The following is a 20,210-nucleotide window of genomic DNA, read 5'->3' on the forward strand; positions in this document are numbered from 1 at the left end:
TAGAAAAACTTTGTTATATACATAGTATTTGCTAGGAAATATAGCACGATATTAAAGATAATATCGTGCGATCGCAGCTGAATTTAAAAGCGAACAATTAATTCTTCCTTTGCTCAATAAACACGGTGCTATGCCTACCACAGTCACCAACGAACTCAAACAAGAAATTTGGCAGTTGTTGCGAGAATATCAGCAATTTCCGTCAGAAAATGTCCGCAATCAACTAGTAGAACTCAATTTTGGGCTTGTGAGAAAAGAAGCTCACTACTGGACGAATCAATGTCATGAAACCTATGATGATTTGCTCCAGGTTGGATGTTTGGGTTTAATCAGAGCTATTGAAAAATTTGAACTTTCCAAGGGACATGCATTTAGTTCCTATGCTCTTCCTTATATTCGGGGTGAAATTCAACACTATCTCCGAGATAAAGGTGTCACCGTGCGAATTCCTCGCAGGTGGTTAGCCTTGCAACAGCAAGCAATAGGAATTTCACGTTCTTGGCGTGAAAAACATAATCGCCAACCAACCGACTCGGAATTAGCCGCAGTACTGGAAATTTCTCCAAACGAATGGCAAGAAATTAAATTAGCATGGATCAATCGCGCTCCCTTGAGTCTCGATGTGCCAGTCCAAGACGGAGAAGAAGGCTCTACCTGTTTGGGAGAATTGGTTCCAGATCCTCACTATCGCAGCTTTCAACTAGCACAAGAAGACCAATTTCGCTTACAACAAGCATTAGTTCAGCTAGAAAAACGCACCCGCGATGTGTTGGAATGTGTGTTTTTGCAAGATTTGACACAAAAACAAGTTGCAGAACATCTAGGGATTAGTGTAGTAACAGTTTCCCGTAGAGTCAAGAAAGGACTGGATTTGATGAAAGAACTAATGGGTGTGGCAGAAGATTAACTGCAAATCACCGTCATCCGCAGTTATGCTGGGTAGGCAGTGCTAAAAATAACCTTTAAAATCTAAAAAATGAGGTTAAAATGAGGTTGTAAAGGGAACAGACTTTGCCTTTGATACAAATTTCAGGCTTGTTGATTTCCACTTTTCAATTTTCCAATGGCTTTTGAGAACAGATCATGGGCAGAAATTTAAAAATTACAATTGTAGCTATTTTAACTTTGGCGATCGCTGGATGTGGTTCTGAAGATACACAACAAGCCATCAATCCTGCGCCAATTCCCAAAATAGCAGCCAAGTTGCCACCATCGGCTCAATCCTTTAAGAATCCAGTCATACCAGACAAACAGGTTTCACAAGTTACTCCTGCATCTGTTAACTTGATTCAATCCACTAATGCTACAGAGCGGGCACCGCTAATTGTGCTATCATCAAAAAATCGAAGTGACCCGTTTGCACAACTTTTCGGGCAGATGGTTCCCGGAATGCTTCAAACATCTGGAAAACCTGTTCCCGTAGTGCCTAAGCTCCCTACTGCATCACTACCAGGACGAAAACTTCCAACACCCAGCATAGCTTTAAATCCAAAGAAAAATAACATTTCTTCTGTACCAAAACCAAAAAAAGTCAATCCTACCTTGACTTCAGTCTTGCCTAAAGTTTTACCTCAAGTTGTCTCCAACCCGACTTTAGTATCTGTATTGCCACTGCCAGCACAACCTAACTTAGCAAGGGCAGTCCTTGTGACTGGTGTAGTTCTAATTAGTAAGGAACCACAGGCAATTATCAAAGTACCCGATGAGCCGACGAGTCGGTATGTGCAGGCGGGACAGCGATTAGCAGATGGCGTACTGGTTAAACGTATTGAAATGAATCAGGGCTACAACCCCATCGTGATTCTGGAACAATATGGTATTGAAGTTGCGAGAATGGTAGGGGAAGGGGCTGTCAATTCAACGCCGTCAGCTGCACCTGCTAGCGGTAATCCTGTTTCAGTGACAACTCCCCCCTCAAATCCTTCTAATGTTGGAGCTTCGTAAATATGGAGACTAAGGAAAAAATTGAATTCGCTGGTTTGCCTTTAGCAGTCTATAGAGAGATAGCAGCTCATTTACGTCAAGTCGAAGGGGTAGAAGTGGATTTAATTCCCCAGTCATCCCAACAGTTTGATTACAATCAAAGTCAAATTGGTGGCTTGTCCATCTCGTGGACAGCAAACTCTGTTTCAGAAAGTCGGCAACGAGTTAACCAAATTTTGGCTTACTATCAAAATCGCTATATCAATCTTATTTGATTTGCGAAAATCGAAGCCTCAGATTGCCGATTTTCCAAAGAAGTCGGGAATTTTGTTGTTCATGAATGTTAATATCAGTTTATTGAATTTAGCTGAAAACTTGGGTACTCAAAAAGCTGCTGTCTTTCTAGAAAACGTCTACAAGTTTTACTAACCTGTCATTCAAAATTGAAGCGGGAGAGATATTTGCTCTACTTGGCTCGAACGGTGCGGGTAAATCAACCACAATTCGGATGCTGACTACACTCACGAAACCGTCCCAAGGACAAATAGAAGTAGGTGGATATGACGTGATGAGCCAAGCAATGCTAGCAAAACAGAGCATTGGCGTAGTCTTGCAGCAAATCAGTGTGGATAACGATTTAACCGTTTGGGAAAAGATGGAACTGCATGGGAGACTACATCACATTAGCAACCCGCAGCGACAAAAACTAATTAATCAATGGCTAGAGTATGTTGAGCTAGCAGAAAAACGTGATGATTTGGTAAAAACCCTGTCTGGGGGTATGAAACGACGGTTGCAGATTGCCAGAGCTTTATTGCATCAACCGCAAATTCTGTTTTTGGATGAACCAACGGTAGGACTAGACCCCCAAACCACGCGACGCCTCTGGGAAATTATTCGGGATTTGAATAAGCAGGGGATGACGATGCTACTGACGACCCATTATATGGATGAGGTCGAATTTTTGTGCGATGCCTTTGGCTCTACCAAGCCAGGACGCATTGGTATTATGGATAACGGTAAGCTGATTTCTTTGGGAACTTTACAACAGCTACGTTCTGCTCACGGTGCAGGTTTGGTGATGAAGCAATTAGATGTGTCTGAAGTGGGAAGTGATGGCGCTCGTGGCTGGGAATATTTGTTTTTCCCATCCCTGGAAGCAGCAAATGTCTACTTGAATGAACAGCCCGATAAAACCGGAATGATGGTGCGTCCCTCTAACTTGCAAGATATTTTTGTGGAATTAACGGGACGCCAGTTAGATTAACAAAGTTTAGGGGTTTAATTCCCCAGCAAGACAGGCAGCAGGTTTTGATGTCTAAATCTAAATCCCCTATGCATTACTTAATTACGTTCGCGTAGCGTGTCGGAGGCTCTATTACGAATTACGAATTACGAATTATTTAACCTCATCCTCCTAACTGTCGCAGGATAGCTTCTACCCTTTCTACGCCATTTGAGTCATTGCGCCGCTTGTACAAGTCACGGGCTTTCTGAAGCAAGCTGTTTGCTTGTTTGGCTTGTCGTCGCTGTTTATACATGGAACCCATCAACTCATAAGTTTGAGCATTGTTCTTATCCAAGCTGATTGCTTGCTCGTATGCCCAGGTAGCTGCACCATAGTCTCCCATACGCGATTGCGTCACAGCCAATCCTAAATAGGCATTAACATTGTTACGGTTCAGCTGTATGGCACGACGGTAGCCTTCCTTTGCCCCAGGTGTGTCGCCCAAATTCGCTTTGATGTAACCCACAGCGTAGTAAAAATCACTATTGTTAGGGTTGATAGCGATCGCCCGACGATAAGCAGTTAATGCGGCTCGGTAATTTCCCTGTTGAGCGTATAAGTAGCCAATACCTGAATGAATTTTAGCATTTTTGGGATCTAGGCTAGCTGCTTGCTGATAAACTGCGATCGCACCACCATAATCACCGGTATCAACTAATCTCCGTCCTTCTTCTAGCAGTTGCTTTAACTGTGGGTTTTTGGCTTGTGCCACTAATACCTGAGCCTGAGCCACTGAAGGTATGGTAAAGGCAAAACATCCTAATAACACCACACTAAACACAAATGATGTTGGCTTGTACACAGTAAATTTCCTGAAATTTTAGACGACTTTTTTCTTGTACATTAAAACAAAAATATGGACTTTTGAAAACTGTATTTCCTCGTATTCATTAAGATGTTATTGTTCATCTAGTCTTTCCTTTACAATCAGTGCTAGATCACAGAGTTTTTACTGAAAGATGAAGTGCGATGTATAAATGATGAAATCAGCTTACTCTACATATAAATTCGGAGAATACGAAAATTGCACTCATTTTTGACAGTAGTTATACTTATTATTCTCAAAAAACCAACAGGGATCTCACTTAATTCTAAATAGGCGATCCGCCAATGGTATTTCATATCCGCTGTCAGCGATCGCAATCTAAAATTGTGTGAGAATATGTTTATCAAACCTATCTCAACGCAGGCTAATTATATATGTGTAAATAAATTTACATTTTTTAGAGTATTTTAATAATAAATATCAACCGACATGCTATTTGGGAGGCTAATTTATGATTATAACTACCACTGATGTGATTCAAGGAGCCGTTATTGAGTCATATTTAGGTATTGTGACAGCAGAAGTAGTCTACGGCAGCAATTTCTTGCGGGATTTTTTGGCGGGTATTCGAGATATTATCGGTGGACGCACTGGTAGCTATGAGCGTCTATTTGAGCAGGGTCAACGCAAGGCATTAGAAGAATTAGAACAACGGGCACAACGTTTAGGAGCAAATGCTGTAATCGGGATTGAAATTGATACTGGTACAATCAATCTTGACCAGTCAGGAGTTCTTTTGCTGATTACTGCCACAGGCACTGCTGTAAAGATGCGTTAATCTTTTATTGGCTGTCTAATTACTTTGTGAGGATTTTCTGATCGGGGTTACAAAGTTTTGTATTAAGTCTAATTTTTTCTAAATTCCAGATGGATTACTATAGAAGTTAATAACTTTATTTTAACTTCATAATTTATCTGAAAAAGCTCTAAAGAATCATTAACTAAAGAATAAATAAATCCTGAATTTGATTAAAAATTGTTAAAGGCGTTTGTTTTTTATCACTAAAGATATATTCATTAAATATTTCTATCGATAGAGATAAAAGCAGATGATTTAGTTATTTAATTTTAAGCATAAACATGAACATACCTGAGCAGCAACTTTGCTGAAACAGCACTGGAGAACATAAGCTATGTCATACGTAAATCGCGCAGGTGATAATGTTAGTGCTACTGAGCCTGCGGTAGTAGGTCGAGTGGCTGAATATCATGATCTTGTTCGCTGGGGACCGATTATTTCTGGTTTGTTGGTTTCTTTAGCCACTCAATTAATTTTGAGCGCTATAATTGCTGCTTTTGCAGCAGGTGCAGTTGAAAGTTCAGGCGCACCAAGATCAATTGCTCCTAACGCTGCGGGTAATGCGGGGCTTTGGTCAACTATCGCTTTACTAATTTCCCTATTTACTGGTGGTTGGATTACAGCCCGTGCTTGTGGGCCGATGAAGCGCAATACAGCTCTTCTTAACGGCGCAATTCTTTGGGCTACGACTTTGGCAGTTAGTTCATGGCTATTTGCAAGTGGAGTATCTGGTGCTTTTGGTGTTGCTGCTTCCAACGCTGGGGAAGTCTTAAACCAGGTACAACAGCAAGGTGGTATCAATGTACCGCGAACAAATGTAACTGCCCAAGAAGCTCGTGATATTGCAGCAAATGTACGTTCGGGATTGTGGTGGTTTGTGTTTGGTTCTTTATTGGGTTTAATAGCCTCAATGGTTGGGGCTGTAACTGGAGCTCGCAATGTTCGGACTAATAATTACAATCCTTAAAAAATTGTCGGTCAAAGGAAATGTCATAAATTTTTAAAGCACCTTTTTACAGGTGCTTTTTGTTTATTATTTTAGGTTGGCGTTTGTAGTGTCTAATTAATTCTGCCGTAGTCAAAAGAGGACACTATTTTCCAGATATTACTAATTTTTCGGATATCTATAATATTACGGGCTTTAATTCATATATAGGACTAGTATTTGATTTTTGAAATGCACGTAGTGGACTGTCTACGCAAAATAGTGCATTAGACATAGAGGTAGGTTGGGTGGAGCGGAGCGCAACCCAACTGATTATCAGGATGTTGGTTTACGCAAAGCCTCCACCTAACCTACAATTTTTTTGCAACATTTTAGGCTAGAGGGTCTACTACAAGACTACCGAGATTTTTTCAGAAATAAAATATGATTCTTATATTTAAGATGCTCCCATATATTTTTCTATAAAATGCATGAATTCCACCATTTTTTATATAGTAAAGTTACTATTTACTAGTAACTTTAGTTGTATATCCTAAGTTGAATATCAGCGTTGAATGTTTCTTTCTAAAGGTTCATGAATATAGAACATCTGATTCACCACTTCAGATATGAACCTTCAATTCCCTGCTCACGTCGAATTTTACCATCTTTTTCAAACCAAGCAATCACTTGCTGCGCTGTCAAATCTTCAATAGCAACGCTGTACTCTTGGGCAATATGCTTCAAAAGCTTAAGTGATGAGATTGTCAATCTTGTTAAAAACTTTTCTGGGGAAGACAACAAGGCCGCATCTACTTTTGCTGACTCTTCCAGAGTTAAAAATTGTGCTGATGGTTGCTGTGGTAGTACATCCATAAACGCTATGTCAAACTTAGTTGATTATTGATAATCGGTAGTTGCTATTCAACTATTATCCATTACCGAAGCTAGATGTAAAACCAAGTTTATTTATGAGAATTTTGCTGGTGAGCTTGTACCAAATAGCCACAACGATGTTCGCCGTTGATAATCCAGTGGGTGCGTTCTACGGTACAATCGGGTAAGACGGCTGCAAACATTTCTAATTCGTGACCACAAATGCTGGGGAAAGACTCGGCAACGTTGGAAATGGCGCAGTTATGCTCCATTAAGATAAAGCGATCGCTCTCAAAGCAGTCATTCGCATCAACAGGGTGATACTCCGCCATGAAGCCTTCCGCTTTTCTGAATTCTACTAAGTTGGCTACACGTTCCCGCAGTGAACCGCTACCGACGCGATCGCGGTATTCTTGAGCTTTGCGCTGCCACTGTTTCTCTAAAATCGATTTAAATTGTTCGTGTCCCATCGTTTCGGCTAAGGTGTCTAGCAGCGAAACCGCAAAATTGCCGTGGCCATCACCAAAGCGATCGCTCATTGTTCGATGCAAGCGATCGCGTCCCTGACGACTCAGTTGATAAATGTGCTGCGGACGCCCCATCCCCGCCTGTACTGTTGACGAATACAAAACTAGCTCCTCCGTCTCCAAATCCTTGAGATGGCGACGAATCGCTTGCGGGGTAACGTCTAAAACTTCAGCTAGCTCCAAAGCCGTTGCTTTTTCCTGTTTGTGCAGATACTCTAGGATATCTTGCTTGGTTGAGGACTGGTGGATAGTCGCCATCTTCTGGTGCGAGACGTTCAGCGAACGTCACAAAAATTTCTTTGAAAATTTGACTTTGACAACATTGTTGTTGTTAATTTAGCGTAAAATGAAGATAGATTAAACAACATAGCTGTTGTTTTACTCTCCACCACTATTCTAGCAGCCGTGTAACCATTCCGTAACGTGATATGGGAATCGGCTAAAGAAAAGTCCGTCTCCCATCCTTAAATAGTTCTGAACACGAGAGATTATTACCGATGAGTGCCACTGTCAAGACCTTAGTCAACCAACCTTACAAGTACGGCTTTATCACCGATATTGAGGCCGACACTATTCCGCGTGGACTAGACGAGGACGTTGTTCGCTTGATCTCCTCTAAGAAGAACGAGCCGCAGTTCATGCTGGACTTTCGCCTCAAGGCTTATCGCCAGTGGCAAAAAATGACAGAACCAACTTGGCCTAATGTCAAGTATCCGCCAATTAATTATCAGGATATCATTTACTACTCAGCGCCGAAACGCAAGAAAGAAAAACTAAACAGCTTGGAGGAAGTTGATCCAACCCTTTTAGAAACTTTCGAGAAGTTAGGCATTTCTCTATCTGAACAGAAGCGACTGGCAAATGTCGCCGTTGATGCGATTTTCGATAGCGTTTCTATTGCCACTACATTTAAAGAAAAGCTAGCGGAAGATGGCGTTATTTTCTGTTCGTTTTCGGAAGCGTTGCAAGAACACCCAGAACTGATCAAAAAATACCTGGGTAGCGTTGTTCCCATCGCTGACAACTACTTTGCCGCCTTGAACGCCGCCGTATTTAGCGATGGTTCCTTTGTCTATATTCCTAAAGGCGTAAAATGCCCAATGGAACTGTCTACCTACTTCCGCATCAACTCTGGTGACACGGGACAATTTGAGCGGACTTTGATTGTTGCCGAAGAAGGTAGTTATGTTTCTTACCTCGAAGGTTGCACCGCTCCGATGTATGACAGCAACCAGCTGCACGCTGCTGTAGTGGAACTCGTCGCCCTCGACAACGCCGAAATTAAATATTCCACTGTCCAAAACTGGTACGCTGGAGATGCTAACGGTAAAGGCGGTATTTACAACTTTGTCACCAAGCGCGGTTTGTGTCAGGGCGTAAATTCTAAGATTTCCTGGACTCAAGTAGAAACAGGTTCGGCGATTACTTGGAAATATCCTAGCTGTGTGTTGGTGGGTGATAATTCTGTGGGTGAGTTCTACTCGGTGGCGCTGACAAATCATCAACAGCAAGCCGATACCGGCAGTAAGATGATTCACGTAGGTAAGAATACCCGCAGTACGATTATTTCTAAAGGAATCTCCGCAGGGAAATCCAGCAATAGCTACCGGGGTTTGGTAAAAGTCAACCCGACTGCTAAAGGCGCGAGAAATTATTCCCAGTGCGACTCAATGCTGATTGGGGATAATGCCCATGCGAATACTTTCCCTTATATTCAGGTGCAAAATAACGCTGCGAAGGTGGAGCATGAAGCTTCTACTTCTAAGATTGGGGAAGATCAGCTATTTTACTTTGCTCAACGGGGTATTTCTTCAGAAGATGCCATTTCGATGATGATTAGCGGCTTCTGTAAAGATGTTTTTAATCAGCTACCGATGGAGTTTGCTGTGGAAGCTGATAAGTTGTTGAGTTTGAAGTTGGAAGGTAGTGTTGGATAAGTTGAAGCACAGATAGACACAGATACATCTGTGTTTATCTTTGGAAGAATAACGAACCGCTGAGGCGCAGAGAGCGCAGAGAAAGAGAAGGGAGAGAAGATGATTATTGAAAATAGTGAAGTTGTGCTGTCAGTAAGGAATCTGACGGCTAATGTTGATGGGACACCGATTTTAAAGGGTGTAAATCTTGAGGTGCGATCGGGTGAAATTCATGCGATTATGGGGCCGAATGGTTCTGGTAAGAGTACTTTTTCTAAGGTGTTGGCTGGGCATCCGGCGTATGAGGTGACTGGGGGTGAGGTGATTTTTCAGGGGCAAAATCTGCTGGAATTGGAACCGGAAGAACGCGCAAGAAGTGGTGTGTTTTTGGCGTTTCAGTATCCGTTAGAAATTCCGGGTGTGAGCAATTTGGATTTCTTGCGGGTGGCGTACAATTCCCGACGGAAAGCGCAAGGTTTGGAGGAAATAGACGCCTTTGATTTTGACGATTTGATTGAGGAAAAGCTGGATGTGGTGAAGATGAATCCCAGTTTTCTCAGTCGCAGTTTGAATGAAGGGTTTTCTGGTGGTGAGAAAAAGCGGAATGAAATTCTGCAAATGGCGCTGCTGGAACCAAAGTTGGGAATTTTGGATGAAACAGATTCGGGTTTGGATATTGATGCGCTCAGAATTGTGGCGAATGGAGTAAATCAACTGGCAAGTCCTGAAAATGCCACAATTTTGATTACCCACTACCAACGGTTACTTGATTATATTGTGCCTGACTTCGTGCATGTGATGGCAAACGGGCGGATTATTACCAGTGGTGGTAAGCAACTGGCACTAGAATTAGAATCTCGCGGTTATGACTGGGTTCTGGAAGAGTTTGCAGCTGCTGAGGTGGGTGTGTAATGAGTATTCAAGTGTCTCCCAGTCCAATTCCTAACTCTAATGTAGTCAGTTTGACATCGACTCTATTAGATAGAGATGATTATCTAGCTGGGTTGTTAAATCAAGCAACTGCAACGAAAACAGAAGGTTGGTTGCAGGAATTACGTGAAAGTGCTGCTAATTGGGTACGCCACTCGACTATCCCCAGCACCCGCGAGGAAGAATGGCGGTTTACTGATTTGTCGTCTCTGCGAAAGGTGCAATTTAATGTAGAGACGGGAAATTTTGCGTCTTTAGAATTTGATATTTTGCCAGAAGCGGCTAATAGTCGTTTGGTATTTGTTAATGGCGTTTTTGCACCGGAGTTATCCGCAGTTAGAGATTTACCATCTGGTATTGTGGTGAGTAATTTGGCTAGCTTACCTGTGGTTGAGCAGGAGGGTGTAAAGCAGTATTTAGCTCAAGCTGAGGGAGCGCAGGAAGTTTTTACGGCTCTCAATACTGCTGGGATAACTGATGTAGCTGTGGTGTGGGTGAAGAAGAATGTGGTAGTTGAAACGCCAATTCATCTGCTGTTTATTTCGGGTGAGACGGCGACTATTTCGCAGCCGCGTTGTTTGGTGGTGGCGGAAAGTGGTTCGCAGGTGACGTTGGTTGAAGAGTATACGAACCGCAGAGGCGCAGAGAGCGCAGAGAAAGAGGGAGTATATTTTACTAATGCAGTTACGGAAATTTGGGTGGGTGACAATGCTGACGTGAGTCACACTAGGGTTGAGCGTGAAGGTGCAGAGGCTTTTCATGTTGGGAAGACTGCGATCGCACAAGCTCGTGATAGTCGATATACTTGTCATGCCATAACTTTAGGGGCGAAGCTGTCACGGCACAATTTAGAAATTTTGCAAACTGGTGAGCAGACGGAAACTAATCTCAATGGTTTGACGATAATTTCTGGTAAGCAGTTGGCTGATACTCACAGCGCGATCGCACTTAACTATCCTCACAGTACGAGTAAGCAATTGCATAAGTGTATTGTAGGCGATCGCGCTCATGCAGTGTTCAATGGTAAAGTTTTGGTTCCCAAACCGGCACAGTTGACAAATGCAGTCCAGATGAATCGGAATTTGCTGTTATCATCTAAAGCCAGGGTTGATACTAAACCCCAATTGGAAATTACTGCCGATAATGTCAAATGCGCTCACGGTGCTACCGTTAGCCAATTGGAAGATGATGAAATATTCTATCTCCAAAGTCGGGGAATTGATGAAAATGATGCTCGGAAGTTGTTAATTAACGCTTTCGCTGCTGAAATCATCAACCAAATACCAGTTACCTCTCTGCGAGAAATCCTTTTAAACACAGTCAATAATCTTAAGTCCCTGACTAATGACTAATGACTAATGACTAATGACTAATGACTAATAACTAATCTACCAATGAGTTTCACCTCTACCAAAACCCTTGCTGATAAAGTTCGCGCTGACTTCCCAATTTTGCATCAGGAAGTCAATGATAAACCCCTGGTTTATCTCGATAATGCTGCGACATCACAAAAGCCTTTGTTCGTATTAAATACCCTACGGGATTATTACGAGCAATATAATGCTAACGTGCATCGCGGTGCCCATACTCTAAGTGCTAAAGCTACCGATGCTTATGAAGGTGCTAGAGATAAAGTTGCCAAATTCATTAATGCTGCATCGCGTCAGGAAATCGTCTATACTCGGAACGCAACTGAGGCGATTAACCTAGTAGCCTACAGCTGGGGTATGAACAATTTGCAGCCGGGGGATGAGATTATTCTGTCGGTGATGGAACACCACAGTAATATTGTACCTTGGCAATTGGTGGCGCAAAAAACGGGTGCAGTACTGAAATTTGTGGAACTGACACCAGAAGAAAGTTTTGATTTGTCACAGTTTAAAAAACTGATTTCTGACAAAACAAAATTGGTGTCAGTGGTGCATATTTCTAATGCTTTGGGTTGTATTAATCCAGTGGCAGAAATTAGTGCGATCGCTCACAAATATGGTGCTAAATTCTTAGTTGATGCTTGTCAAAGTGTTCCTCACTACCCCATTGATGTGCAGCAGATAGATTGTGATTGGTTGGTAGCTTCCGGTCATAAAATGTGTGCGCCAACTGGGATAGGATTTTTGTATGGCAAGCTGGAATTGTTAAAATCAATGTCACCATTTTTTGGTGGTGGTGAGATGATTGCAGAGGTGTATTTAGACCATTCCACCTATGCAGAATTACCGCATAAATTTGAAGCTGGTACACCTGCAATTGGGGAAGCGATCGCACTTGGTGCTGCGATCGATTATCTTAGTAGTATCGGTATGGATAAAATCCACGCCTACGAAGCAGAATTAACAGCTTATTTGTTCCAACAATTAGAGCAAATTCCCCAAATTAGAATTTACGGCCCCAAACCAAATGCTAAAGGTGAAGGTAGAGCCGCTCTTGCGTCATTCACCGCCGGGGAAGTCCACGCTAACGACTTATCTACATTATTAGATCAAGAAGGCGTTGCTATCCGTTCTGGACACCACTGCACTCAACCATTACACCGTTATTTAGGTCTTGCTGCAACCGCACGAGCGAGTCTATCTTTCTACAACACCCGTGAGGAAATTGATATTTTCATCAAAGCACTGAAAGAAACTCTGGACTTTTTTGCAGGTTTCCTTGCTTAAAATTACAAAATCTTCAGACACTATAGCCTTTCCTAATCACATGAGGTATATCTTAGCCCCCTCTCGAAGAGCGGGGAGGGGGTTGGGGGTGGGGTTCAGTACCTACTCAACCGAGAACCGCTATAATTGCCCAGACATGATATAAAAACCAAGGATCGAGAAAATTAACTCCAAGTTCTAATCCTCAATGGATAATAGCGATCGTTCCAATACTGCTCGGTTAAGAAAAAGCATCTACTCAATTTTCAAGTTAAAAGGCAAGCGGGCGTAAACCCCCTGTGGATCATTCATCTTTTGCAGAATCCCTACTTCCTGTTGGAATTTCTGGAATTCATCGGTGAGGGGATTGGCTGATTTGAGTTGCGCCTTCTCAATTCCGAAAGCAGTCTGCGCCTCTTCTGTTACACGCCCAAAAAAGCGTTCTCCGAAGTTGCTAGTGCGAGGATATTCTTGAACTTCCCAATCTTCTCCTAGTTTCGCCTGGTTAGCAGCATAAGCGATCGCACTATTCAAACCACCAATTTCATCTACCAAACCAATTTCTTTGGCCGCCACACCCGACCAAACCCTTCCTTGAGCAATTTCTGCTACTTTTTGTCCTGGCAGTTTCCGACCTAGAGAAACTTTATTCAGAAACATATTATAAATGCGGTTAACACTACGCTGATAAATTACCAACTCTTGAGGCGATTTCGGACGCGAAACTGTTTGACTATCAGCATAGCGTGCAGTTTTCACCGAATCCCAAGTAATGCCATTATCATTGGCCAGCTTTTGCCCATTAAATAGCATCCCAAACACCCCTATAGAGCCTGTAATGGTATTTGGTTCGGCAAAAATGCGATTAGAGTCGCTAGCAATCCAATAACCACCAGAGGCGGCGACATCACCCATTGACACTACAACTGGTTTCGCCTCACGAGTTAATTTCACTTCTCGCTGCATGACTTCGGCTGCGGTAGCACTACCACCAGGACTATTAATTCGTAATACAACAGCCTTCACATCCTTATCTTGTCGCAGTTTGTTGAAGATTTTGGCAAAGCGATCGCCTCCTACTTGCCCATCTTCTCCTTTACCATCGACAATCTCGCCCTCAGCATAAACAACGGCAATTTGATTTTTTGAGTTACGTTCTACACCCAAAGATTTGCCGGAAACTTGGGCGTAACTATTCAGGCTAATTTGTCGGAATGTTTTGTCATCTTTATCGCTATCTGTTAACTTTTTCAGGTCAGTTACCACTTCATCGGGGTATGCTATTCGATCAACTAAACCGTTGGTTTTGGCTTGTGTGGCTTCCAGTAGCGCCTGATTATCTGCGATCGCCTGCAACTGTTGTGGTTCAATTTTCCGACTTGCGCCCACAGTAGTGCGCCATTCTCCCCAAACATCATCCAACAATTTCTGAGTTTGTTCGCGGTTTTCTGGACTCAACTTTGTGAGGATAAACGGTTCAACTGCTCCTTTGAATTTCCCCACTCGCACGACTTGAACACCAATCCCATATTTCTGTAATGCACCCGCGTAGAACATCGGTTGTGAACTCAAACCATTGACTTCCATCATTCCCAGAGGATTAACTATAATGGAATCTGCCACTGAACAAAGGTAATATTCCTTTTTACTCCAATCACTGCCATAGGCCACAATCTTTTTCCCAGCAGCGCGAAACTCCTCTAGCGCTTTCCGAATTTCTTTCAGAGAGGCATAGCCAACGCTACTAACTTGGCTTGTGCTACTTGCATCCAGATAAATCCCGACAATTCGCGGATCGCGTCGCGCCTTTTCCAAAGTTTCCACAACTTTGCGGAGTGCTATTCTCTCGTCATCCACACCTGATATTGTGCTTTGAAAGACTTCGCCGGAACTAGGTTCGCTATCAGTAATTTTCATTGACAAGTCAAAAACCAGCACTGACTTATCTTTCACATTTGGCCCAATATCTTTAGAAGAGGTAGCAGCCAATATCAGCAAAAACAGTCCAGTGGTTCCCAGACCACCGAAAATAATTAGTCCTAGTAAGGTGCCAACTAAACTAGCAAAAGTTTGTTTGATAAAATTACGCATTAGTTATTAGTTATTGGGCATTGGGAATTGGGCATCGCGGAGGTAGGGCTGTGGTGTTAGCGTTAGCTAGTCATTGACACCAAAGGCTAAGGAACATCAGAGGTAGTGACATAGGAATGTCGAGCAGTCTAGTCTTGGGGGTTTCCCAATTTTAGGCGACTGGCATCATTGGGGATTGGTCACTGGTTATAACCACATAGATTGGACTATGGGCTAATGACAAAGAACAAAAGACTAATGCCCCATGCCCCATGCCCCATCCCCCATGCCCTATTTACCTATTCTATGCGTTGTAAACTGCTAGAGTGCTTCAACTGATACAAGGTGGCGTTGCCAGTGCAAAATAAAACTGTGGTGATTTCAGCGATTAATACTTCAGCCAGTTCGGAAACTGCTGTCTCTGATGTTGCTGCTGCTTGCAGGAAAGGCATTGCTAAACCAGCTATATCTGCTCCCAAAGCGATCGCAGCTGTAACATCCAATCCATGACGCAAACCTCCCGAAGCAATTAAAGGTACATCTGGTGCGATCGCTCTAATAGTTGTAATGCACTCTGCCGTCGGTAAACCCCAATCGGCAAAAGTCTTCCCTAAGCGACGTTGTAAGGGATTTTCTGCCCGTTCACTTTCTACTTTTGCCCAAGAAGTTCCCCCCGCACCAGCGACATCAATTGCTGCTACCCCGGCGGCAATCAGTTTGTTGGCGATCGCTGCTGAAATGCCGTTACCAACTTCCTTCGCAATCACTGGCACTGGAAGCTTAGAGCATATTTTAGATATCTTGTCAAGCAAACCCCGAAAATTAGTATCACCTTTAGATTGAATGCACTCTTGTAGAGGATTAATGTGTAAAATCAGAGCATCAGCTTCTAAGATATCAACTACCCGCAAACATTCATCTAAGCCGTACTTATAGTTAAGTTGCACAGCCCCCAAGTTCGCAAATAGCAGAACATCGGGCGCATACTTGCGGACGGCAAAAGTATCAGCCACTTGGGGTTTTTCTACCGCTACTCGTTGGGAACCAACACCCATTGCAATTTTGTAATGTTGCGCGACTTGGGCCAAACGTTGGTTAATGATTCCGGCTTGTTCTGTTCCCCCAGTCATGGAAGAAATTAACAAGGGTGCGCTAAGGTGTTTCCCCAGGAAAGTTGTGCTGATATCAATATCGTTGTGATTTAGTTCGGGTAAACAACAATGAGTGAAACGATAACGTTCCAGTCCATTGGTGATTTGATTAGACTGAACATCTTCCTCCAAGCAGATCCGAATGTGATCGGCTTTGCGATTCTGAGTTTGTGCAGAGATATTGGTGGGGGCGTTCACTGGTGGGTATAGTTAAAAGTATTTGCGATCGCTATTGTTACAAAATTTCATCAACCAAGACAGTACCACCTTCATAAAAATCAATGCTGAGATGAGAATCTGCAAGTAGTGCAGTTTTCAGGAGAGGACGGCGACCCATCGCCAACACAATAACTTCTCGCTCCGCACCCTTCCACATAATCTTTATTGCATGAGCATTTGTTGCAGTCCTGGAGTTGTCGGCAAGATTTGCTTGAATTTTAGCTATATACGGCAAGCTAAGTTTTGCGACCAGATCAGGTGGTAAGGTAAGAAAACCTTCAAACCCTGTATCAATAACAAACTCAATTTCTACATCTGACTTGTCTTCCAAAGGAACCAAAACACTCATTCGTGCTTGAAGCCCAACCACCGTCCCGTGTATCACTTTAACGTCCTGACTAATGAACCACCAACAGCATACACGGCATCATAACCAATTCTTTCTGCCCAAATTGCAGCATCAGGCTGTTTGGCTTGCAAACAACGGCTTGTTACCAACAAATCATCGCCAATTTCATATTCACCTGTTTCAACATTGATGGAAATCAATTTGCCAATATTCTCTGCTGTCTCAACTTTGGGACGGATATGTTTGTCGTATAATTATTTACCACGCCGGATAATTCCTTCGTCATTTAGTTTTGGATAAGACATACACGTAAGCTTTCAAGTAAAGCATTCGATCAGCCTATCCATTATAGTGTGCGACTTATTGTTAGGCGACAAGAAGACGAGCAGCGATGCCTGCCTGGGTTGGGCTACGCCTACGCAAAACATGGGCATCATTCACGGTGAATAATGCCTACTTGTTGCTGGTTAAGCCGTCTGTGTAAAAGCCGCTTTTAAGTCTGCGGTGGATTTTAACCGCGTAATGGTAGCTTTACGAATGCGATCGCTCTTGCGTACTCCGCCTGTCATTTCGTATTCCCGACTGTCTTTGCCATACTTGAACGCCACACCACTAACCAAGCGTTCTGAAGTTTCCCGAATGGCCTTTTCAAGGGTTTCTATTTCTTCCTTTGCCGAGTCAAGGGCAGTTAGCATCATATTATACTGGTCAATATGGTTGCGGAGTTGCCCAGTTAACTGGGTTAAATGGTTTAAGCTGATGGAATCACCAAAATCGAGGTTGGAATTAATCGATTTAAAGCCGATTACTTTCTGTTCGGTTTTTTCTAGCACGGGAGAGCTTTTTTTTTGGCGTGGCATCAATGGATACTTTTTACTAAACTTTATCTTTCTAGAGTGCCTCAATGGGACAATCTAGTGGCTCAGTAAAACTTACGAAATAAGGTATTTTTTTATAATAACATTTGATTGCTAGCTCAGTAATTACACGACACTAGAGAACAAATAAATGGTTGAGAATGGACTTGTGTTGTGAACGAATAGGCTTGTGTTGTGAACGAATGAGCTTGTGTTGTGAACGAATAGGCTTGTTTTGTGAACGAATAGGCTTGTTTTGTGAACGAATAGGCTTGTTTTGTGAATGAATGGGCTTGTGTTGTGAACGAATAGGCTTGTTTTGTGAACGAATGGACTTGTATTGTGAATGAATGGACTTGTGTTCTGAACTAACATATAAAACTCATATTTGAATTTTGAAATATACTTAGTAGCTTGTCAGACTCATTTTGACGGTTAAAGAGAGACGCGATAAATCGCCGTCTCTACAAGGGACTGATTATTGTAAAAACGGCGATTTCTTGGGTCTTTGTGATATTATTGATCCTCGGAACGGCGATGTTTTGGTAACAGGCTCTTTTTCTGTTTTTCTTGGAAATTGCTGGCTTGTTTCAGGACTGGGATACACTGGTTAATCATCCATATTAAAACCTCGATTGGAGAGTCTCCTTGCTGAAGGCGGTTTTCGGCATTTACGCCAATTAATATTGTTTGCAGAATTAGCAAGAATGCGTAGGCGTAGCCCGTCGTAGACATCGCTCTTTGTCTTGCATTTTGACCACGTTTTTTAGCTGACATCTGAATTCACCTTGTTTTTGGGTTTACAAGGTCAATTATTTTTTTGGGTATTTCCCCAGACAAATCCCCCACGCAGCGTCTATAATGCTTGTATCGTCAGGTTTTGCAGCTTGGGTAAGCTTGTTTGTTTGGGTAATTAAAAATTATTTGACTGATGTCAAGAAATATTCGTGGAGATGAATCAGCTTTAGAGAATGTACTCAGTCTGGTAGAAGCATTGCTGCAACTGTCGGAAGAGCAAGATTGTGAATCCAAACTTCCACTTTGCGCTGTCTGGGATGCTGATAAATTGCGAATTACCGGATATAAAAGCGAACAGACAAGAGGAAACAGAAGCAAAACAACTGAAGTTGGTACAAAAAAAGAATATTTACTCAAACAGATTAAAGATGCTGGCAAAACTTTAAAACTTCCCCCGCAAAAAGCAGAATTTAACCTTTCTCAGGACAAAAGAGAATTAGACGAGCTTCAAACTGCACTTGACTGGTTGAAAGAGTTGGGAGTGCGAGAAGACCAAAAATCTACAAAGAGTCAAGGTTATTGGAAATTTATCCTGACGCTAAAACATCAGACAGCGACGATAAAAGAGAATCTGGAGGTGGTTAAGCAAAAGTGGAAGGAACACCAAAAGACGAATTTAAAAGAAACATTCCAGACACAAACAACAGATAATAGCTTGGATTGGCAAGAAATCTGCCGCGCTATGCTGGAAAAGCACAAGCGTCTCACCACAAATGAGTTGCTGTTTGCTGATGATGAGATGAAATTTGAGCTAGAGGCAATTCATGTCCCTTTAGCATTGGTGGAGCGTACTAAACCGAAGAAGTGCAGCGAGGATATTTCCGCAGAACAAGGTTCGCAACTTTACGAACCGAGTTATGAAGAGAAGCAGCGATTTGAACATCAGGCTTTTTTAGAGCAAATTATCCGTGATGGTGTTGGTAAAACTCAAGGACACCGCATCGCTTTAATTGGGGAACCGGGTGCGGGAAAAACTACTCAGCTGCAAACTATAGCTTTTTGGATATTAAACAACAATCTGGGTTTACCAATTTGGATTTCTTTGGCAGACTTGCAAGGAAAGAGCGTAGAAAATTATCTGTTGCAAGATTGGCTGAAGAATGCTTTAGAAGTGGTAGAAGATGTAACAAAAGAAGATAAAAACGCTTTTGCAGATTTATTCAAGAATAATCGTGTGTGGTTGTTGTTGGATGCAGCAGATGAAATGTCTTCACTCCAACCATTAACTGAGATTTCCCAGCAGTTGACGGGATGGGTGAAAAATGCGCGGGTTGTGCTGACTTGTCGGGTGAATGTTTGGGAAGCAAACGCGGGCGCTTTAGAAAATTTTGAGACGTATCGGTTACTCAATTTTGAATATCCGCAACAAGTGCAAGAGTTTATTGAGCGTTGGTTTCAACCTCGGAACCTCACCCCCCAGCCCCCTCTCCTTATTAAGGAGAGGGGGAGTAACAAAGGGGAAAAATTATGGCAGGAATTAGATAAAGCTGAAAGTAAGCGCATCCAAGATTTAGTTAAAAATCCTTTGCGGTTAGCGCTGTTGTGTAGCACTTGGCAAGGTTCCGATCAAGGTTTACCGGAAACTAAAGCCGGACTTTATCAGCAGTTTGTGGAAGAGGTTTACAAGTGGAAAGAAAACCGCTTCCCTACCACCGAACAGCAGCAAGAGGAATTAAACGCTGCGTTGGGACGTTTAGCAAAACGGGCAATTGATCAAGAAACGTCACGGTTTCGGCTAGGACATAAGTTGGTGCGTGAGGAATTAGGCGATCCAAAACAGCAAAATTCTTTATTTTCGTTAGCGTTAAAGTTGGGATGGCTAAATGAAGTTGGACTGGCTGCGGAATCAGCAACGAAAGAGAAAGTTTACGCTTTCTACCATCCCACATTTGAGGAATATTTTGCAGCGTTAGCGATCGCTGCTTTGGTGGAGTTAATCGACAAACCACAACTGGATGATTTTACCCGAAGGCAAGCGGCAGAAAGCTTAGAGAAAATTGGCTCTGGCAACCAGAAGGCAATTGATGCTTTGGTGGAGTTAATCGACAAACCACAACTGGATGATTTTACCCGAAGGCAAGCGGCAGAAAGCTTAGAGAAAATTGGCTCTGGCAACCAGA

At 42.6% G+C, this 20,210-nt stretch carries 18 protein-coding genes and 2 pseudogenes; 11 read left to right on the forward strand and 9 right to left on the reverse strand.

Features of this window, described 5'->3' with window-relative positions:
• Positions 1-130 precede the first annotated feature (130 nt).
• The 4 genes and pseudogenes from V7L05_RS08820 to V7L05_RS08835 all read left to right on the forward strand — a co-directional run bounded on the left by V7L05_RS08820 (position 131) and on the right by V7L05_RS08835 (position 3,190).
• The gene (locus tag V7L05_RS08820) at positions 131-907 is read left to right on the forward strand and encodes an RNA polymerase sigma factor SigF (RefSeq protein WP_335163746.1); all 777 of its coding nucleotides are present in this window, start codon (positions 131-133) and stop codon (positions 905-907) included.
• A gap of 176 nt (positions 908-1,083) precedes the next feature.
• Complete coding sequence (locus V7L05_RS08825) at positions 1,084-1,944, forward strand: hypothetical protein (protein ID WP_335163748.1); 861 nt, start codon at positions 1,084-1,086, stop codon at positions 1,942-1,944.
• 2 nt (positions 1,945-1,946) lie between these two features.
• On the forward strand, positions 1,947-2,198 hold the full coding sequence (locus V7L05_RS08830) for a hypothetical protein (RefSeq protein WP_335163749.1): 252 nt from the start codon (positions 1,947-1,949) through the stop codon (positions 2,196-2,198).
• A 61-nt stretch (positions 2,199-2,259) separates the two neighbouring features.
• Positions 2,260-3,190, forward strand: a pseudogene (locus tag V7L05_RS08835) (ABC transporter ATP-binding protein).
• Between the two features lie 142 nt (positions 3,191-3,332).
• Here the strand turns inward: V7L05_RS08835 and V7L05_RS08840 are convergent.
• Complete coding sequence (locus V7L05_RS08840; protein WP_335163750.1) at positions 3,333-4,013, reverse strand: tetratricopeptide repeat protein; 681 nt, start codon at positions 4,011-4,013, stop codon at positions 3,333-3,335.
• A gap of 475 nt (positions 4,014-4,488) precedes the next feature.
• Between V7L05_RS08840 and V7L05_RS08845 the strand changes: the two genes are divergently transcribed.
• Both V7L05_RS08845 and V7L05_RS08850 read left to right on the forward strand, forming a co-directional pair.
• Positions 4,489-4,815, forward strand: a complete 327-nt coding sequence (locus tag V7L05_RS08845) for a YbjQ family protein (protein WP_323201827.1) — start codon at positions 4,489-4,491, stop codon at positions 4,813-4,815.
• A gap of 355 nt (positions 4,816-5,170) precedes the next feature.
• Entirely contained in the window at positions 5,171-5,803 is a 633-nt protein-coding gene (locus V7L05_RS08850; RefSeq protein WP_335163751.1) for a hypothetical protein, read from the forward strand.
• A gap of 573 nt (positions 5,804-6,376) precedes the next feature.
• Here the strand turns inward: V7L05_RS08850 and V7L05_RS08855 are convergent.
• Positions 6,377-6,637: a hypothetical protein gene (locus V7L05_RS08855; RefSeq protein ID WP_335163753.1), complete on the reverse strand. Its 261-nt coding sequence runs from the start codon at positions 6,635-6,637 to the stop codon at positions 6,377-6,379.
• An 89-nt stretch (positions 6,638-6,726) separates the two neighbouring features.
• Positions 6,727-7,422: an iron-sulfur cluster biosynthesis transcriptional regulator SufR gene (gene sufR, locus V7L05_RS08860; protein WP_335163755.1), complete on the reverse strand. Its 696-nt coding sequence runs from the start codon at positions 7,420-7,422 to the stop codon at positions 6,727-6,729.
• A 239-nt stretch (positions 7,423-7,661) separates the two neighbouring features.
• Here sufR and sufB point away from each other — a divergent pair, with 239 nt between their 5' ends.
• The 4 genes from sufB to V7L05_RS08880 all read left to right on the forward strand — a co-directional run bounded on the left by sufB (position 7,662) and on the right by V7L05_RS08880 (position 12,667).
• Positions 7,662-9,101 (forward strand): Fe-S cluster assembly protein SufB, encoded by a 1,440-nt coding sequence (sufB, locus tag V7L05_RS08865; RefSeq protein ID WP_335163757.1) that lies wholly within the window; start codon positions 7,662-7,664, stop codon positions 9,099-9,101.
• Between the two features lie 99 nt (positions 9,102-9,200).
• Positions 9,201-9,992, forward strand: coding sequence for a Fe-S cluster assembly ATPase SufC (sufC, locus tag V7L05_RS08870; RefSeq protein WP_335163759.1), 792 nt, complete (start codon positions 9,201-9,203; stop codon positions 9,990-9,992).
• Positions 9,992-11,362, forward strand: coding sequence for a Fe-S cluster assembly protein SufD (gene sufD / locus V7L05_RS08875; RefSeq protein WP_335163761.1), 1,371 nt, complete (start codon positions 9,992-9,994; stop codon positions 11,360-11,362). The genes sufC and sufD overlap by 1 nt, the downstream gene beginning before the upstream one ends.
• A gap of 42 nt (positions 11,363-11,404) precedes the next feature.
• Positions 11,405-12,667 (forward strand): cysteine desulfurase, encoded by a 1,263-nt coding sequence (locus V7L05_RS08880; RefSeq protein WP_335163763.1) that lies wholly within the window; start codon positions 11,405-11,407, stop codon positions 12,665-12,667.
• Positions 12,668-12,901: 234 nt separating this feature from the next.
• On the opposite strand, the gene sppA is transcribed toward V7L05_RS08880, so the two are convergent.
• From sppA to V7L05_RS08910, 6 genes and pseudogenes are all read right to left on the reverse strand, one after another.
• On the reverse strand, positions 12,902-14,737 hold the full coding sequence (gene sppA, locus V7L05_RS08885) for a signal peptide peptidase SppA (RefSeq protein WP_335163765.1): 1,836 nt from the start codon (positions 14,735-14,737) through the stop codon (positions 12,902-12,904).
• Between the two features lie 278 nt (positions 14,738-15,015).
• A complete protein-coding gene (gene fni, locus V7L05_RS08890) occupies positions 15,016-16,065 on the reverse strand; it encodes a type 2 isopentenyl-diphosphate Delta-isomerase (RefSeq protein WP_335163767.1) in 1,050 nt (349 codons plus the stop codon).
• 37 nt (positions 16,066-16,102) lie between these two features.
• On the reverse strand, positions 16,103-16,435 hold the full coding sequence (locus V7L05_RS08895) for a clan AA aspartic protease (protein WP_335163769.1): 333 nt from the start codon (positions 16,433-16,435) through the stop codon (positions 16,103-16,105).
• Positions 16,436-16,467: 32 nt separating this feature from the next.
• Positions 16,468-16,740: pseudogene (locus V7L05_RS08900) on the reverse strand (hypothetical protein).
• A 162-nt stretch (positions 16,741-16,902) separates the two neighbouring features.
• The gene (locus tag V7L05_RS08905) at positions 16,903-17,295 is read right to left on the reverse strand and encodes a hypothetical protein (protein ID WP_335163771.1); all 393 of its coding nucleotides are present in this window, start codon (positions 17,293-17,295) and stop codon (positions 16,903-16,905) included.
• A gap of 513 nt (positions 17,296-17,808) precedes the next feature.
• Complete coding sequence (locus tag V7L05_RS08910; RefSeq protein WP_335163773.1) at positions 17,809-18,069, reverse strand: hypothetical protein; 261 nt, start codon at positions 18,067-18,069, stop codon at positions 17,809-17,811.
• Positions 18,070-18,223: 154 nt separating this feature from the next.
• Between V7L05_RS08910 and V7L05_RS08915 the strand changes: the two genes are divergently transcribed.
• The coding region (locus V7L05_RS08915; protein ID WP_335163775.1) for an NACHT domain-containing protein at positions 18,224-20,210 on the forward strand (1,987 nt) is incomplete at its 3' end.

This window comes from Nostoc sp. (assembly GCF_036917755.1).
Lineage (GTDB): Bacteria > Cyanobacteriota > Cyanobacteriia > Cyanobacteriales > Nostocaceae > Nostoc.

What these genes read in the sequence shown, in the direction of transcription:
- sufD (WP_335163761.1), top strand. Translation starts at nt 9,992, where the DNA reads ATGAGTATTCAAGTGTCTCCCAGTCCAATTCCTAACTCTAATGTAGTC.
- V7L05_RS08825 (WP_335163748.1), top strand. Translation starts at nt 1,084, where the DNA reads ATGGGCAGAAATTTAAAAATTACAATTGTAGCTATTTTAACTTTGGCG.
- V7L05_RS08845 (WP_323201827.1), top strand. Translation starts at nt 4,489, where the DNA reads ATGATTATAACTACCACTGATGTGATTCAAGGAGCCGTTATTGAGTCA.
- V7L05_RS08905 (WP_335163771.1), bottom strand. Translation starts at nt 17,295, where the DNA reads ATGCCACGCCAAAAAAAAAGCTCTCCCGTGCTAGAAAAAACCGAACAG.
- V7L05_RS08820 (WP_335163746.1), top strand. Translation starts at nt 131, where the DNA reads ATGCCTACCACAGTCACCAACGAACTCAAACAAGAAATTTGGCAGTTG.
- sufR (WP_335163755.1), bottom strand. Translation starts at nt 7,422, where the DNA reads ATGGCGACTATCCACCAGTCCTCAACCAAGCAAGATATCCTAGAGTAT.
- V7L05_RS08850 (WP_335163751.1), top strand. Translation starts at nt 5,171, where the DNA reads ATGTCATACGTAAATCGCGCAGGTGATAATGTTAGTGCTACTGAGCCT.
- sppA (WP_335163765.1), bottom strand. Translation starts at nt 14,737, where the DNA reads ATGCGTAATTTTATCAAACAAACTTTTGCTAGTTTAGTTGGCACCTTA.
- sufC (WP_335163759.1), top strand. Translation starts at nt 9,201, where the DNA reads ATGATTATTGAAAATAGTGAAGTTGTGCTGTCAGTAAGGAATCTGACG.
- V7L05_RS08855 (WP_335163753.1), bottom strand. Translation starts at nt 6,637, where the DNA reads ATGGATGTACTACCACAGCAACCATCAGCACAATTTTTAACTCTGGAA.
- sufB (WP_335163757.1), top strand. Translation starts at nt 7,662, where the DNA reads ATGAGTGCCACTGTCAAGACCTTAGTCAACCAACCTTACAAGTACGGC.
- V7L05_RS08880 (WP_335163763.1), top strand. Translation starts at nt 11,405, where the DNA reads ATGAGTTTCACCTCTACCAAAACCCTTGCTGATAAAGTTCGCGCTGAC.
- V7L05_RS08910 (WP_335163773.1), bottom strand. Translation starts at nt 18,069, where the DNA reads ATGTCAGCTAAAAAACGTGGTCAAAATGCAAGACAAAGAGCGATGTCT.
- V7L05_RS08895 (WP_335163769.1), bottom strand. Translation starts at nt 16,435, where the DNA reads ATGAGTGTTTTGGTTCCTTTGGAAGACAAGTCAGATGTAGAAATTGAG.
- V7L05_RS08830 (WP_335163749.1), top strand. Translation starts at nt 1,947, where the DNA reads ATGGAGACTAAGGAAAAAATTGAATTCGCTGGTTTGCCTTTAGCAGTC.